This is a genomic window from Chryseobacterium sp. Leaf404 (assembly GCF_001424145.1).
Taxonomy (GTDB): domain Bacteria; phylum Bacteroidota; class Bacteroidia; order Flavobacteriales; family Weeksellaceae; genus Chryseobacterium.
The window spans coordinates 79782-96103 of the sequence record NZ_LMQM01000012.1 but is presented as its reverse complement, the minus strand read 5'-3'; the positions used below and the strand labels follow the sequence as shown (position 1 = coordinate 96103).

The 16322-nt window shown below is 38.9% G+C and carries 18 protein-coding genes; 14 read left to right on the top strand and 4 right to left on the bottom strand.

Translation table 11 applies throughout. From position 1 onward, the window contains the following. Position 1: 1 nt before the first annotated feature. From ASG31_RS12120 to ASG31_RS12110, 4 genes are all read right to left on the bottom strand, one after another. Positions 2-1858 carry a hybrid sensor histidine kinase/response regulator gene (locus tag ASG31_RS12120; protein ID WP_117585847.1) on the bottom strand — a complete coding sequence of 619 codons (1857 nt, stop codon included), beginning with the start codon at positions 1856-1858 and terminating at the stop codon, positions 2-4. 156 nt (positions 1859-2014) lie between these two features. Beyond that, the gene (locus tag ASG31_RS18470) at positions 2015-2224 is read right to left on the bottom strand and encodes a hypothetical protein (RefSeq protein WP_131725545.1); all 210 of its coding nucleotides are present in this window, start codon (positions 2222-2224) and stop codon (positions 2015-2017) included. 292 nt (positions 2225-2516) lie between these two features. Continuing rightward, positions 2517-3212 carry a LytR/AlgR family response regulator transcription factor gene (locus ASG31_RS12115; protein WP_056032786.1) on the bottom strand — a complete coding sequence of 232 codons (696 nt, stop codon included), beginning with the start codon at positions 3210-3212 and terminating at the stop codon, positions 2517-2519. A 161-nt stretch (positions 3213-3373) separates the two neighbouring features. After that, positions 3374-3847, bottom strand: a complete 474-nt coding sequence (locus tag ASG31_RS12110) for a Dps family protein (RefSeq protein ID WP_056032783.1) — start codon at positions 3845-3847, stop codon at positions 3374-3376. A gap of 239 nt (positions 3848-4086) precedes the next feature. Here ASG31_RS12110 and ASG31_RS12105 point away from each other — a divergent pair, with 239 nt between their 5' ends. The 14 genes from ASG31_RS12105 (at position 4087) to ASG31_RS12045 (ending at position 16248) form a co-directional block, all read left to right on the top strand. Continuing rightward, positions 4087-5019 carry a ring-cleaving dioxygenase gene (locus ASG31_RS12105; protein WP_056032780.1) on the top strand — a complete coding sequence of 311 codons (933 nt, stop codon included), beginning with the start codon at positions 4087-4089 and terminating at the stop codon, positions 5017-5019. 138 nt (positions 5020-5157) lie between these two features. After that, positions 5158-5451: a GNAT family N-acetyltransferase gene (locus ASG31_RS12100; RefSeq protein WP_056032777.1), complete on the top strand. Its 294-nt coding sequence runs from the start codon at positions 5158-5160 to the stop codon at positions 5449-5451. Between the two features lie 67 nt (positions 5452-5518). Then, positions 5519-5746: a VOC family protein gene (locus tag ASG31_RS18750; RefSeq protein ID WP_206549396.1), complete on the top strand. Its 228-nt coding sequence runs from the start codon at positions 5519-5521 to the stop codon at positions 5744-5746. Positions 5747-5749: 3 nt separating this feature from the next. Then, positions 5750-6472: a VOC family protein gene (locus ASG31_RS12095; RefSeq protein ID WP_206549395.1), complete on the top strand. Its 723-nt coding sequence runs from the start codon at positions 5750-5752 to the stop codon at positions 6470-6472. 2 nt (positions 6473-6474) lie between these two features. Then, entirely contained in the window at positions 6475-7095 is a 621-nt protein-coding gene (locus ASG31_RS12090) for an alpha/beta hydrolase (protein ID WP_056032774.1), read from the top strand. Between the two features lie 8 nt (positions 7096-7103). Continuing rightward, complete coding sequence (locus ASG31_RS12085) at positions 7104-7451, top strand: hypothetical protein (RefSeq protein ID WP_056032771.1); 348 nt, start codon at positions 7104-7106, stop codon at positions 7449-7451. 204 nt (positions 7452-7655) lie between these two features. Continuing rightward, positions 7656-9266, top strand: coding sequence for a Na+/H+ antiporter (locus ASG31_RS12080; protein WP_056032768.1), 1611 nt, complete (start codon positions 7656-7658; stop codon positions 9264-9266). 133 nt (positions 9267-9399) lie between these two features. Next, the gene (locus ASG31_RS12075; RefSeq protein ID WP_056032765.1) at positions 9400-9711 is read left to right on the top strand and encodes a hypothetical protein; all 312 of its coding nucleotides are present in this window, start codon (positions 9400-9402) and stop codon (positions 9709-9711) included. A 9-nt stretch (positions 9712-9720) separates the two neighbouring features. After that, complete coding sequence (locus ASG31_RS12070; RefSeq protein WP_056032762.1) at positions 9721-10305, top strand: Crp/Fnr family transcriptional regulator; 585 nt, start codon at positions 9721-9723, stop codon at positions 10303-10305. Positions 10306-10555: 250 nt separating this feature from the next. Further along, positions 10556-11431 (top strand): pirin family protein, encoded by an 876-nt coding sequence (locus ASG31_RS12065; protein ID WP_056032759.1) that lies wholly within the window; start codon positions 10556-10558, stop codon positions 11429-11431. Positions 11432-11798: 367 nt separating this feature from the next. Further along, positions 11799-12488, top strand: coding sequence for a hydrolase (locus ASG31_RS12060; RefSeq protein WP_056032756.1), 690 nt, complete (start codon positions 11799-11801; stop codon positions 12486-12488). A gap of 68 nt (positions 12489-12556) precedes the next feature. Beyond that, positions 12557-14329 (top strand): amidohydrolase, encoded by a 1773-nt coding sequence (locus tag ASG31_RS12055; protein ID WP_056032753.1) that lies wholly within the window; start codon positions 12557-12559, stop codon positions 14327-14329. Positions 14330-14450: 121 nt separating this feature from the next. Continuing rightward, positions 14451-14876, top strand: coding sequence for a DoxX family protein (locus tag ASG31_RS12050; protein WP_082504548.1), 426 nt, complete (start codon positions 14451-14453; stop codon positions 14874-14876). Between the two features lies 1 nt (position 14877). Further along, the gene (locus tag ASG31_RS12045; protein ID WP_056032746.1) at positions 14878-16248 is read left to right on the top strand and encodes an alginate export family protein; all 1371 of its coding nucleotides are present in this window, start codon (positions 14878-14880) and stop codon (positions 16246-16248) included. Positions 16249-16322 lie beyond the last annotated feature (74 nt).

Genomic DNA, 16322 nt, shown 5'->3' with positions numbered 1-16322 from the left:
ATTAATTTTTTAGTTGGTGAAGTGATTGTGAAAATATTTTGGCTTCTTCAAGCGCATTATTTATGGTTTCCGTCACAGTTTTTAAAGCTTGCTCAGCAGTGACATTCTGTTCGGTTGCCATCTCCAGCACATTCAGTTTTTCCTGTAATAAGGGCAACAATCCCATGATGGAAATGCTGGATTTCAAATCGTGTGCGCGCAGTTTTACTGTGGTGAAATCCTTTTTATGATAGGCCGAATTTAACTGTTCCAAATGTGAGGGGATATTGTCTATAAACTGTTGCGTCACGGTCTGTTCAAAAGAAGTATCGCCGCCGCTGACAGACTGCATATAGGATAAATGGATGAACTCAAATTTCCTTTCATTCTGCAGTTTTTTTGCATCATTTGTTTCCGAATCTTTCAGTCCGAAATTAGATATTAATTTGAATAATTCCTCCTCTTTGATGGGTTTAGAAATATATTCATTCATCCCGCTGCTCAGGCATTTTTCCCGTTCGCCTGCCAGTGCGTGCGCCGTCATTGCGATGATTGGGATTTCCAGTTTCAGAACTTCGCGGATCTGTTGTGTCGCCGCATAACCATCCATTTTTGGCATCTGAATGTCCATCAGAACCAGATCATACGTTTCGTTGATCAATTGTTCTACTGCTTCCAGACCGTTGGAAACAATATCAAAATCGATGTTCCATTGGGATAACAGATGCTTCATCAGACTTTGATTGATTGCGTTGTCATCTACCACCAAAATCCGCAGTGCTGTATTGGATTTGTCTTTAAAATAATCCGGGTTGACAGGATTCACCGTTTTAAGCTGTTCCTCAGAAATGCCATACGGAATTTCGAAAACGAAAGTGGTCCCTTTTCCCTGCTCACTGATGACTTCGATATTGCCATTTTGCAGAAGAATCAGATTTTTTACAATGGCTAAACCCAATCCTGTTCCGCCAAAATTTCTGGTGATCGAATCTTCACCCTGATTGAAACGCTCAAAAACTTCGTTCAGTTTTTCTTTGTCGATCCCGATGCCGGTGTCTGAGATTTTAAAACCGAGAACAATATTTTTTTCAGTTTGAGATTTTTTAAATATTTCAATATCTATTTTTCCCTGATGGGTAAATTTGATCGCATTTCCGATGAGGTTCACCAAAATTTGCGTGAGTCTTGTCGCATCGCCGGTTAAGGTATCCGGAATGGAAGCGTCAACTTTGCTGGAGATCGTCAGCCCTTTTTCTTTTGCTCTTTCAAGGAACAGAGTTTCTACAGAGTTGATTAAACCGTTGATACTGAATGTTCCCGGCGTAATCCGCATCATTCCGGCCTCGATTTTTGATAAATCTAAAATATCATTGATAATCGCCATCAGGTTTTCCCCCGACCGCTGAATGGAGGAAACAAATTCCTTCGAGGTTTCATCCAAAGGTCGTTTCTGCAAGAGATTGGTAAAGCCCAAAATTCCGCTTAAAGGTGTTCTGATTTCGTGGCTCATATTGGCTAGGAAATTCTCTTTGGTTTGTGCGGCAACCGATGCTTTTTTTTCTGAAACGTCTAATTCTTTAATTAATAAATGCTGTCTTCTGAACTGTCGGATAATGTGGTAGCCAATGATAGAACCACTGAGCACCAGTAATGCAAGGAGTGAAATGTCGTACATTTTTGCTTTTTTCCCCATCTCTGCATTTTTTCTGCTGAGGTCAGCCATTTGCAGTCTGCGGCTTTTGTAGATTTTTGCGGTGATGTCTGTGATTTCGTTTGATATTTTTCTCGCTCCTGGATTGGCAATAGAAGTCTGATCGTCCATATCACCAATGGAGTGGTAACGGTGCAGGAGTTTTTCTTTCACTATTTTTTTGTCCATTGCCAGTTTGCCAAGTCTTTTGATGAGTTTATCTTCTGTGGCATCTGCGTTGTCTTCTGAAAGGGAATCGAGGAAGTTTTCTACTTCGTCAATTTTCTGGTCTACACCGTTCAGATGGGTCGTGTCGTTGGTGGCAATGGAAGCCCGGATTCTGCTTTATACGCCGAGAATATCACGGTCGATTTCGCGTAAGTGATTGCTCGAACTCAGCTCGTGGAGCAGGATATTGTTGTTTTTGATGAGTTCTTTCGTATTCCTTGCTGAGTTAATCTGCACTGCAATCAACAATATGGAGTCTGCAATGAATGTCAAAACAATCAAGTAAGCAAAACGTTTGTTACCCATTAATGAGGATGTGTTTATCATAATTTACTTTGTGTTTTTTTTCATATTTTTGAAACTACCCCGTCAAAAATTCGAAGAATTTTTGACACCAATGCCTCATAATATTTATTTAATTGATTCGGCGAATCTCGTTCCTCGATTTCCAATGGAGGGAAATTTTGCGCTTACTTTGAAACGGCGAATCTGCAGCCCGGCTTGAACGGAGCTCTTTTTTGTTATTGCGATTGAGGATATTTTCAACAGATTGCTTCACTTTGTTCGCAATGACAAAAAAAGCGGGAGTGGAAGACGGAAAAGCTGCCCAAAAAATAAGTTAAAAAATATTCATCCTTGTGTTGAGTGACTTTCTGTAAGTGTCTGCCACGGGAATGAATTTTCCGTTGATCATAATTCCGCCATCCTGAAGGGTATCAATTTTATCCACCGCAATGATGAAAGACCGATGAACTCTGATAAAATTATTCTTCGGCAAACGTTCCTCCGCCGATTTCATTGTTCCGTGAATGGCGAACATTTTTTCTCTGGTGTAAAATTTCACGTAATCGCCCATCGCTTCTGCATAAAAAATATCATCGAGCTTCAAACGCCTTGTGATATTGGAGTCGCGGACGAAAAGGAATTCATCTTTGGTGACTTCTACTTCATCTTTTCTGCTTTCCAAAATCGACTGCACCTTGCTCACCGCCTGTAAAAATCTCGCAGGCATCACGGGTTTCAGGATGTAATCTGCGATGTTGAGTTCAAAAGCTTCGAGCGCATAATCTTTGTTGGATGAGGTGAAAATAATAATGGTTTCTTTCCCTGAAAGCGCTTTTGTAAGCTCAATTCCTGTCATTTCCGGCATTTCGATATCCAGAAATATCAGGTCAACGTGGTTATTCTGAAGATGATGGTAAGCTTCTATTGCGTTGGAATATTGGTTGACAATCGTGAGATTCGGAACCTGTTTTGCCAAATGTGATAAAGTGGTTCTGGCAATATCGTTATCATCAACAATCAGGGCTTTCATAGAAATAGTTATTTATGGTTTACACAAATATAATTATTCCTTTTTTGATTCTTCTTAAAACCGCTTTAAATTCTCTTTAAATATTGCTTCTGGTTCTCATTTATTGATGCCACGAATGCACGAATTTTTAAATTTATATTCGTGCATTCGTGGCAACCTAACTATCTAAAGTAAGAACGAATCATCCACGCCATTTCTTCGTGCGTTTCTATCAGGCCTGTGATGAAGTCGCTGGAGCCATAATCTTTGTATTTATCGGCAAAAGGCGTTACATTTCCTCTTAAGAAATCGATAATGCTTTCGTGGTCTTTCAGTAAATCTTTCATATAGCCCAAACCGTCGTTGGTTCTGTCGCTGTATTCGGTAAGATGTGTTAATTCCAGATACATTTTCATTGTTGCGGGCGCGTAATGTCCGATTTTACGAATACGCTCGGCAACGCTGTCAATCATTTCATCCAGCTGTTTGTACTGCTCCTCAAAGAAAATATGTTTGGCGTGAAAATTATCGCCCGTCACGTTCCAGTGGGCATTTCTTGTTTTGATGTAAAGTACAGTTTCGTCTGCCAAAAGTTTTGCCAGTTGCTCTGCTACAGCCTCTGTGTTTTTTTCTGTAACTCCGATGTTTGTTTTCATAATATTGAGATTTTAAGTTTAAAGCGTTATTGTTCTAATTCTTGTGTAAAGGTCTGCAGGAATCTCAGGAAAATGACGGGTTTTTCGGTGAACGGGCAAAATGATTCGGTGGAATTGCTTTTTTTACGCTTTGACTGTTTTTTTATTAAAAAACATATTTATTAATCTAGTTAAATGTGCAGGATTTTCTGTCATCCTAAATTTGTCATATCAAAATCAAATAATTAAAATTAAACAAAATGGAAAATAGAATTTTAGGATTGCACCACATTACCGCAATCGCCAACAATGCCAAAAGAAACTTAGATTTTTACACTCAGGTTTTAGGTTTGAGACTCGTGAAAAAAACCGTAAACTTTGATGATCCTGGAACTTATCACTTTTATTTCGGGAACGAAACAGGAACACCGGGAACGATTCTTACATTTTTCCCGTGGGAAGGCATTGGCGCAGGAATCAACGGAAACGGTCTGGCAACACACATCGGCTATTCTGTTCCGAAAGGTAGTTTGGGTTTTTGGAAAGCGAGATTGCAACAGTTTAATGTAAACTTTGAAGAAGGTGAGATTTTTGGTGAAAAATTAATTTCATTCAAAGATCCGGACGGACTTCAGCTGCAGTTTATCGAAGCTTCTACGCCAGATGACAGAAAAGTTTGGACCACGGATGATATTACGGATGAAAATGGTTTGAAGGGTTTTCATAACGTGACTTTAACTTTGAAAAAGGCTGATCCTACGATTAAAGTTTTGACTGATATTCTTGGATACGATCTTCAGAAACAGGAAGGCGACAGATATCGTTTTGCGACAGACGCTATCGATACTGCAAATCTGATTGATATTATTGAAAACGATAAATTACCAGCTGGCAGAAATGCCTCCGGAACCAATCACCACATTGCTTTCCGCGTAGCAAATGATGATATTTTGATGGAATATCACGACAAAGTAATGGCTTCAGGGCTGAATATTACACCAAAAATCAACAGAGATTATTTCTTCTCATTGTATTTCCGCGAACCGGGCGGCGTTTTGTTTGAAATAGCAACTGACAACCCTGGTTTCACTGTAGATGAGCCTTTGAACGAACTGGGTCAAAATTTAAAACTGCCAAAACAGTACGAAGCAATGCGCGCCCAGGTAGAACAATCTTTGCCTAAGTTATCATAGATCATCAGCCGGTTTCGGCAAACGCTCTATCTTTATTCAGGATTTAAAATCAAAATAATCAGATCAATGTTCAGGCTTTTTATTGAATTCAATATTCAGCCTGAATCTTGAATCATCAATTTTAAAAAAATTAATACAATGGAAAGAACAGAAGTAGTTTTAGGAAATATAAAAGGGGAAGTTCAGCTTTTTTCAGACGATAAGAAGGTTGGGAAAATGGATATTTCAGTCGCAGATCATAAACTGACTGTTTACCACACGGAAGTAGATGAGGAATACGAGGGAAGAGGTTTTGCTAAATTATTATTGGAAAAACTGGTTTCATACGCCCGAGAAAATGATTTGAAAATTGTACCGCTTTGTCCGTACGTTTTCGCGCAGTTCAAACGCCATCCGGAAGAATATAACGATGTCTGGCTAAAGCAAGATTAATCTAAACCACTAACCAACTAATTAACTAACTAACTAACTAACTAACTAACTAACTAACTAAAAAATTATGGCACTCATCACAGGACTTCACCACGTAACAGCCATTACAGGCGATGCACAGGGAAATATAGATTTCTACACCGAAATTTTGGGACTTCGGTTAATTAAAAAAACGGTCAATTTCGATAATTCCGATGTTTATCATTTCTATTTCGGAGACGAATTTGGAACACCGGGAACCATTATGACGACTTTTCCTTATGGTAAAGGTCTGGCAAACGGAAGAAACGGTTAAGGAATGCTGAATACAACTGCTTTTTCACTTTCCATAGACGCTTTGGACTTTTGGCTGGAAAGGTTGACTAAATTTAATATAGCATACAAAGAACCACAGCAGCATTTTGGCGGCGAAGTCTTTATTTTTCTAGAAGATTTTGACGGACTTGGTCTGGAGCTGGTTTTCACAGATAAAGATGACCGAAAAGGATATAACAACGGTTACATTCCGCAAGATTACACCATAAAGGGATTTCATCACGTGGAGATTTGGCTGGATGCTTATGAAAGAACGGCCGCGCTTTTAACCACGGCGATGGATCATCAGTTGATTTCCGAAAGTTCGGACAGGTTCAGATTCGGAACGGAAGACAGACCCGGGAAGTATGTCGATTTGTTTTGCACGCCCAATGTTTTGAAAGGTCTCGCAGGAAGTGGAACGGTGCATCACGTAGCTTTTGCAACGCCCAATGCAGAAACACAGCTTGAAATGATTGATAGAGTGAATGCGTTTGGTTTGCAGCATACGGAAATGAAGGACCGCAAATATTTCACTTCCATCTATTTCAGAGAACCGGGCGGTGTTTTGTTTGAAATCGCTACTTCAGGTCCTGGTTTTGACATTGATGAAGAACTGGCGTCATTAGGTGAGGATCTGATGTTGCCAGAACAGTTTGAAGAAAACAGAGGGCATTTAATCGATGTTCTTCCAGAAATTAATTATCCAACAGAAAAATTTAGATAAAAATGAGTCACACTTTAGATATAAAAACAGGCGGAAAATCATTGATTGAAACTGAAAAAGTTTTAATAATGATACATGGAAGAGGCGGAAGCGCAGAGGATATTCTGAGCCTAGCGCAACATTTAAATGTAGAAGATTATGCATTGTTGGCGCCACAGGCAACCAATGGAAGTTGGTATCCGTTGTCCTTCATTGCTCCGGTCGAGCAGAACGAACCTTGGCTGTCATCAGCCATTGAAACTGTGGGAAAAACTGTGAAAACAGCTTTGGATGCGGGAATTAAAGCTGAAAATATTTACTTTTTCGGTTTTTCTCAGGGTGCCTGTCTCAGTTTGGAATTTTTGGCGAGAAACGCTCAGAAATATGGTGGAGCAGTGGCCATTATTGGAGGTGTCATTGGCGATAAAATCAACCGTGAAAATTACAAAGGCGATTTTGCTCAGACTCCGGTTTTCCTGGGAACGAGCAATCCGGATTTCCACGTTCCGGTAGAAAGAGTGTACGCAACAGCGAATATTTTAAAGGAAATGAATGCTGATGTGACGGAGAAAGTATACGCTAATTTCGGTCATTCTATCAATCAGGAGGAAATGGCGCTGGCAAATTCTAAAGTTTTTAAATAAAATTAATAATGAAAATCACAAAAATATTCAGCGACGAAAACGGCGAATCTCATTTTGAAGCCATCGAAATTCCGTTAATTGATCAGGGCGAAATTGGATTTCTTTCAGAAGATATTAATGTGAAAAAACTTCAGTTCAGGACCGTTTCTGCAGATTATGATTACGATTTTCATCAAGCGCCACAAAAACAATATATCGTACTTTTGGATGGCGGTGTGGAAATAGAAACTTCGCTTGGTGAAATCCGACAATTCGAAACCGGAGAAATTCTTCTTGTAGAAGATGTTTCAGGGAAAGGTCATAAAACGAAAAACCTGGAAAAGAGGGAAAGGACTTCACTTTTTATTCATTTATAAAAAATAGAAGAAAAAAGAAAAAAGAAAAAAGATAAAAGATAGAAGAATTAAGAATTAAGAATTAAGAATTAAGAATTAAGAATTAAGAATTAAGAATTAAGAATTAAGAATTAAGAATTAAGAATTAAGAAATTTTTAATAAACAATCATTGGAAAGTCTAACCTCTAAATGACATTTGAAATCCACTTCTAAAACAAAGAACTATGCACGAAGATTTACTCCTTATACTTGGTCTCCTTTTGGTCGTAATGCTTTTGGTAATGCTTGCTCAGCGAATCAAAATCGCGTATCCGATATTTTTGGTCTTGGCAGGATTGGGAATCAGTTTAATTCCGGGAGTTCCTGTTTTGAAACTGGATCCGGAAATTATTTTCCTCATCTTTTTACCGCCGTTATTATATGAAGCAGCTTGGTACACCTCGTGGAACGATTTCTGGAAATGGAAACGCACCATCGGATTACTGGCTTTCGGACTGGTTTTCCTCACGTCTATCGTCGTAGCATTTGCTTCACAGGCTTTGATTCCGGGATTTACTTTGGCAATGGGATTTTTGTTGGGCGGTATTGTTTCGCCACCGGATGCGATTGCAGCGACAACAGTTTTAAAAGGCTTAAAAGTTCCCAAACGGACCATCGCAATACTGGAAGGCGAAAGTCTCATCAATGATGCGTCCTCACTAATTGTTTTCAGATTTGCTTTGGCTGCGGTACTGACCGGCGTATTTTCGATGCAGGAAGCGACAGGACAGTTTTTCCTTGTGGCGGGAATGGGCGTTGTGGTTGGAATTGTGGGAGCACATATTTTCTACGCCATCCACCGGTTTTTACCGACAACACCTGCAATAGATGCAGCTTTAACGGTGATGACACCTTATATTTTATTCCTTTCAGCAGAGCATTTTCATTATTCCGGAGTAATGGCGGTGGTGAGTGGCGGACTTTTTATGTCTTTCCGTTCACACGAAATCTTTAAAACGGGTACCACAAGAATCAATATGACGGGCGTTTGGAATACACTCATCTTTGTGATGAATGCTTTGGTTTTTGTCTTAATTGGATTGGAACTTCCCGATATCGTCGATGGATTGGGCGAAACTTCTGTAATGGAGGGAATTAAATATGGCTTAATCATCAGCTTAATTGTGATTGCCGTTCGTATGTTATGGATTTATCCTGTGGCGCACATTCCGAGATGGCTGAGCAAAAAAGTGCGTAAAGACCCAAGTCCGGGTTGGAAAAACCCGTTGATAATCGGTTGGGCAGGAATGCGAGGCGTGGTTTCTCTGGCAACGGCTTTATCGATTCCAGTGATGATGAATGAGCAGTCAGAATTTCCGCACAGGAATTTGATTATATTTATAACGTTTGTGGTGATTTTTGTGACTTTGGTTTTTCAGGGTTTGACGCTGCCTTTGATTATTAAATTGACCAGGATCGGCGAGATTGATAATATTTTACCTTCCCACGAACAGCAGGCAAGTATTCAAATCAGGCTGGATAATTTGGCAGTGAACCGACTGAATGAAAAATACCAGTCCAATCTGGAGACGAACAGTCTTGTTGAAAACTTTAAACATACCATCGAAAACGATATTTTGCAACAGCAGGGTCATCTGGAGTCTTTGGAAATGTGCACCAACAGACGAAATGATTTAAATGAATACCACGAAATTATGCTGGATATTTTCTCACTGCAGAGAAAAGAACTGTTCAAAATAAAACGTGAAAACCGGTTCAGCGAGGATGAAGTGAGAAAAGCGGAATCACAACTTGACCTTAATGAACTGAAAATAACGGGGACCAAACATTTATAATACAGACCCAATCCCTAGCCCCGATAGGAACGGCATCCTTTTTTTTGCGGTTGGAATTGGCGGCAGGAAAAAAAGATATAGTGGATAGCGGGATTAAGCTCCTGAAAATTAACTTCAAAACAACAAATATAAAATGGAAAGCTTACAATTTTTAGTCATTGGGAAAAATCAGGAAATTCTTGATACCTTGAAAAGAATTATCGAAAATAATGAAGGCTGGAAAGCAGAAATCGAGAGCGATGAAAACATCTGCTATGATTATATTAAAGAAAAGCAGGTAGATATTGTGCTTTTGAGCTCCGGTTTGGATGAGGAATTTGAAAGTGAAATGAAAACTTTCTGCCAGAATCTGGACAAAGATGTGAAGGTTATCGACCATTACGGCGGCGGAAGTGGGCTTTTGAAGAACGAAGTTTACGCACTTTTTCCTAATTTGCAGCCGTAAACTTTTTCTATGTTCGAAAATATCATCAAAAATGTCACGCGCTTCATAAGCCTCACGCCGGAAGAGGAAAAGAAATTCACAGATTTGCTTGTCTTTGAAGTGGTTCCGAAGAAAACCATTTTACTGAGGGAAGGCGAAATTTGCCAGTTTGAAGGCTTCATTCACAAAGGCTGTTTGCGGGCGTATTACCTTGATGATAACGGATTTGCAGTGACAATTCTGTTTGCCATCGAAGATTGGTGGATTAGTGATATCGCTTCGTTTCAGGACCAAAAACCTTCCAATTTGTATATTGAAACGATTGAAGATTCAGAAATTTTTATGCTGAGTCCGACCACCAAAGAAAAGCTTTTGCAGGAAATTCCAAAATTCGAAAGGGTTTTCAGAATGTTGGTTCAAAGAAATCTGTTTACGCTTCAAAACCGTCTCGTGAATACAATCTCCAAAAGCGCATCAGACCGATATTTGGAATTCATAAAAGTATATCCGACGATTCCACAACGCGTTGCGCAATATTATATCGCTTCTTATTTGGGCGTTTCTAAAGAATTTGTGAGTACAATCAGAAAACGCTTAGCGACAAAAGAAAAGTAAAAATAACATACGCAATATTCCCCTCCCTTGGAGGGGTGGCGAAAATTTGAAAAATTTTTGACGGGGTGGTTTATGCGTGATGTATAAACTACCCCGTCTTTTTGTTTTACAAAAATCCACCCTTTCAGAGAAGGGGAATTTTCGCTCCATATTTTTTTGCTTTAAATGCATTTATTAAACTAGTTAAATGCGCAGCAATTTCCATCACCATAAATTTGTCCTATCAATAACGAATAAACAACCAACAGATATGGACAGAAAAGATTTTTTAAAGAAAGGATTATTGGGAACAGGAATGTTTGTAGCAACCGCTTCATTGGGAAATACAATGAAAAATGAGATTGACGAAATCGAGCCTCTGGAACCGATTGGATACAATCATTTACCAAACACTGATTCTAAAATCAAAGATAATTCTGTGATTCACAAAGCGGATTCCAGAGGGAAGGCTGACCACGGCTGGTTGGTGAGCAATCATACATTCAGTTTTGCGAATTATCACAATCCGGAAAGAATGCACTTTGGCGTTCTCAGAGTTTTGAATGATGATAAAGTGGAGGCGGGAAGAGGTTTTGGAACGCATCCGCACGACAATATGGAAATCATCAGCATTCCGTTGGAAGGTGATTTGGAGCACAAAGACAGTATGGGAAATTCGGCGTTTATCAAGAGTGGAGACATTCAGGTTATGAGCGCCGGAACCGGAATTATGCACAGCGAATTCAATAAAAATAATGACAGTCTGGTGAAGTTTCTTCAAATCTGGGTTTATCCAAACAAAAGAAACGTGGCACCAAGATATGATCAGATAACTTTAGACAAATCAAAAGGTCAGAATAAATTTCAGCAGATTCTTTCTCCCAATGCAGATGACGAAGGGGTTTGGATTCATCAGGATGCGTGGTTTCACTTAGGAAACTTCGAAAATAATATTGAAACCAACTATCAAATCAAGAAAAAAGGAAATGGTGTCTATGCTTTTATTTTAAAAGGAAGCGCAGAAATCGAAGGACAGAAAGTGGAAACGAGAGACGGTTTTGGTGTTTGGGATATTGCAGATTTAAATATCAAATCAACCACAGAAGGCACAGAAATTTTGTTGATGGAAGTTCCGATGACGATGTAAGAAAAAAATTAAACAGTCACTTTTAGGAGAGTGAAATATTTATAAAAAACAGGCTTATATTTTATTATCTGAGCCTATTTTTTTTGTTTTAAATTAAATCCTGTTTTAAATTTTTATTCAGTTTAAATAATTGATTATTAGTCTTTTGTTTGTTGTTTTGGTCGGCTTTTTATTGATTTGAAATTATCTGTATATAATAAAGAATAAAAAAGATTAAAATATTTTTTCAGAAATGTGATTTATTAAACTAGTTAAATGTGCAGGGTTTTTCATCACCCTAAATTTGTCATATCAAAATCAAGGAAATACTTCAAACAGAATTTAATTATCAATAAAAATAAACAACAACATTTAAAAATTAAACATTATGAAAAAGTTAATCTTAACATTCGCAACAGTAATATTATCAGTAACAGCATTTGCTCAGAAACCTGGAAAATCAATGTTGAACCCAACCAACCACGCCTTGGTTTTAATTGACCACGAAGGGCAAATGGCATTCGCAACAAAAAGCATCAGTATGGAAGAATTGAGAAACAATGTGGCTTTGATTGCAGGCGGTTCAAAAATCTTTAACATTCCGACAGTGGTAACAACAGTAGCAGAAAAATCTTTTGCAGGACCCGTTTTCCCGGAAATCTCAGAAGCTTATCCTGAAGCGACCAGCGGATATGTAGACAGAACGACAATGAACACCTGGGAAGACTTGAACGCGCACAAAGCGATTACAGGAAAAAACAAAAAGAAACTGGTTTTGGCTGGTCTGTGGACGAGCGTTTGTATCGTAGGTCCGGCTTTATCGGCCATTGACGAAGGCTATGAAGTGTATGTGATTACGGATGCTTCTGGTGATATTTCGAAAGAAGCTCACGACCAGGCGATTACAAGAATGGTTCAGGCGGGTGCACATCCGATTACCTCAGTACAGTATGTTCTTGAATTACAAAGAGATTGGTCTAGAAAAGAAACTTATAAACCAGTAAATGATTTAATGAAAAAATATGGTGGTGCTTACGGATTGGGAATTCAGTACGCTCAGGATATGCTTAAACACTAATCAAATTTCAACAACGGCAGGTTGAAACCGACCTGCCTTTTTTTCTTCAAACAATTAAAAAGTACATTATGAAACCACTCCATAAAATTCTATTCTCATTCGTCTTAGGTGCCGGATTGTTCAATGCTCAGAAAGCCGATTTAATCGTAACCAACGGGAAAATCACCACAATGGATGATAAAAATCCGGAAGTTCAGGCAGTTGCCATTAAAGACAACAAGATTTTCCAGACCGGAACAAATGCTCAGATTTTAAAACTTAAAGGAAGCTCTACGAAAATCATTGATGCTAAAGGGAACCGTGTGATTCCGGGGTTATTTGACAGTCATTTACACGTGATTCGTGGCGGGAGATTTTACAATACTGAACTTCGTTGGGATGGTGTGAAAACTTTGAAAAGAGCTTTGGAAATGTTGAAAGAACAGGCTCAGAGAACACCAAAAGGGCAGTGGGTAAGAGTGATTGGTGGCTGGAATGAGTATCAGTTTGAGGAAAAAAGACTTCCAACTTTGGCAGAAATCAACGAAGCGACAGGCAATGTTCCGGCTTTCGTGATGTATTTGTACGGAAAAGCGTGGCTTAATAAATCAGGTTTGAAACAATTAGACATCACTGGTGAAACGCCAAACCCAATGCAGGGTCTGATTGAAAAAGACAACAATGGCAACCCGACTGGTTTACTGGTTGCAGAACCGAATGCCTTTATTCTCTATTCAACTTTAGCAAAATTGCCTGAGCTGACCGAAGCGGAAAAAGAAAATTCCACGCTTCAATATATGAATGAACTGAATCGTCTTGGCGTAACAGCGGTAATGGATGCTGGAGGTGGTTTTCAAAACTTCCCTGATGATTACGGAACGACGGATGCTTTGAACAAAAAAGGAAAAATAACCGTTCGTTTACCTTACTATTTATTTGCTCAGAAAAAAGGTTCCGAGTTAGCAGATTACACCAAATGGACAGGAATGGTGGACATCGATGACCACGGGCACAACGACCACAACGGAATTGATTATCACGTAGAAGGTGGCGGCGAAAATCTGGTTTCAGACGGCGCAGATTTTGAAAATTTCCTTTTTCCAAGACCCGAATTGCCTGCAACAATGGAGAAAAGTATGAAAGAAGTCGTAAGTCTTTTGGTAAAAAAAAGATGGCCTTTCAGAATCCACGCAACGTATAACGAAAGCATAACAAGATTCTTAAACGTCATCGAAGAAGTAAATAAAGAAACGCCTTTGAACGGATTGGTTTGGTTCTTTGACCACGCAGAAACGGTTTCTGAAGACAATATGAAACGCATTAAAGCTTTAAACGGTGGAATTGCAGTACAGCACAGAATGGCTTACCAAGGTGAAAGTTTCATCCACCGTTACGGGAAAAAAGCGGCTTTGGCTTCTCCTCCTGTTAAAAAAATGTTGGAAATGGGAATTCCTGTAGGATTGGGAACAGACGGAACCAGAGTCGCAAGTTATAATCCGTGGGTCGCTTTATACTGGATAACTTCAGGGAAAACTTTGGGCGGAACTCAGGTGATGGCGAAAGAAAATGCTCTTGACAGAAAAACAGCTTTATCCCTTTCCACTTTTGGAGGATATGAATTGATAAAGGATTATGATAAGGGAAAAATCAAAAAAGGATATTTTGCAGACCTTACGATTTTAGATAAAGATTATTTCTCTGTTAATGAAGAAGAAATTAAAGATATCACTTCCAAATTAACCATTGTTGACGGAAAAGTAGTGTATGGAGACGAAACGTACAAAACAGTTTCTCCAGCTTCACTTCCGGTTCTTCCAGAATGGTCTCCTGTAAAATATTACGGCGGATATCAAACGAAATAATTTTGCCAAAAATTCCCCTCCTCTGGAGGGGTGGCATAAATTCGAAGAATTTTTGACGGGGTGGTTTATAACTGACATCAAAATAACTAAATACACTTCTGAAAACTCAAACCTAAAAACAATGAAAAAGCTCGTTCAAATCATCACCAAGACCAACTTCGAAGGCAAATTAATTCACGTTGCATTATTCGTATTCAGAATTGCATTATCATTAGAATTAATCGTGGCTCACGGACTGAAAAAACTCGGAGTAGGCGTGGCAGAAGCAGAACAGGTTCCGAATCCTTTGCATTTACCTGAAGCATTCAACAGCCTTTTTGCAGACGCGGCCAACTTGGTGTTTCCGGTGTTTGTTATCTTTGGATTGTTCACCAGAGTGGCCGTTCTTCCGATTCTGGCGGTGACTTTGACCGGATATTTTATCCTTCACTGGAACGATGCTTTGCTGATAAAAGACACACCGTTTATGTATAGTCTGTGTTACCTGTTTCTGTTTTTTGTAGGTCCGGGAAAATATTCAATCGATAATTATTTAAGAAAAATTTAAAATGAAAAAGCTATTTAAAATATTATTGATTGTTCAAATCATCCTTCCGACGGTAGTTTCGGCACAATTTAAACTGATGAGATTTGATGAAGATTATTCCACATACAAAGATTCTGCAGACACATTTTATACTTCCATCAAATACATTCCGCTTTCCGAAAAAAATAACAATAAATATTTATCATTAGGCGGAGAGGCGAGAGCAGAGTTTGTGGAATTTAATAATGAAGACTGGGGAAGACTGGGAATCGGAAGCAATCCTTTTTTTATCCAGAGATATGCGGTTCACGCAGATTTGCATTTAGGTTCAAGGGTGAGAGTTTTCGGGCAATTGAGAAGTGCTTGGGAAAACGGAAGAAAAAACGGACCGAGACCGATTGACGAAGACCATTTGAATGTTCAAAATCTTTTTATAGACATTGATGCGATTAAAAATGAAAAAGAAAAACTGACCGTTCGTGCCGGAAGACAGGAGCTGGATTACGGAAGCGGAAGATTGATCTCTGTGCGTGAAGGTCCGAACCTGAGACTCTATTTTGACGGACTGAAACTGATGTACAAAAGAGGAAACTTCAAATCGGATGCGTTTATGATGATGGCGAGTGAAATTGGTACCGGAGTTTTTGACAACAAACCTTCAAAATCTGTTAATCTTTGGGGAAGCTACAACACTTTAGCTTTTCCGAAAAGCGGGAATTTAGAATTCTATTATTTAGGAATTCACCGCAAGGAAACCCGTTTTGAAGATGGAACAGGCGATGAAACCAGACATACTTTGGGCGGAAGATTTTACAGATACGGAGGCGGATTTATTTACAATTTTGAAGGCGCTTATCAGTTCGGGAATTTCAATAAAGTAACAATCAGTGCGTGGACAGCCTCTGCAGATATCGGATATATGTTCGAAAACGTAAAAGGAAAACCAACCATCAATCTTCGAAACGATTACATTTCCGGAGACCGAAACAGAGAAGATGGCAAATTAAGAACTTTCAATCCATTATATCCAAAAGGTGGTTATTTTGGATTCAATCCACAAATTGGACCTGTGAATTTGATTGACATTCATCCGTACGCAACGATCGATTTGAACAGCAAAATGACGGTGCAGGCCGATGTGGTTTTCAACTGGAGATATTCTACGCAGGACGGCGTTTACAGACCGAGCGGTTCTTTAAATCTGACTTCAATGAATTCTAAAAAGAAGTACATCGGGACGGCTTTCCTTGGAAGTTTTAATTATAAAATCAATAAATATTTCACCTTTAATACCGGAATTCAATATTTCAAAACCGGAGAATTTGTGGACGACATTATTGAAAATGACAAAGACGGGTTGTTTATCAACTCAAGGATTGTTTTCAAGTTTTAAAAATTTAATTTAAAAATTTAATTTCAATAATTATCCCACATCAATGCCAGAATCTATTTCTGAAACTACCTTTG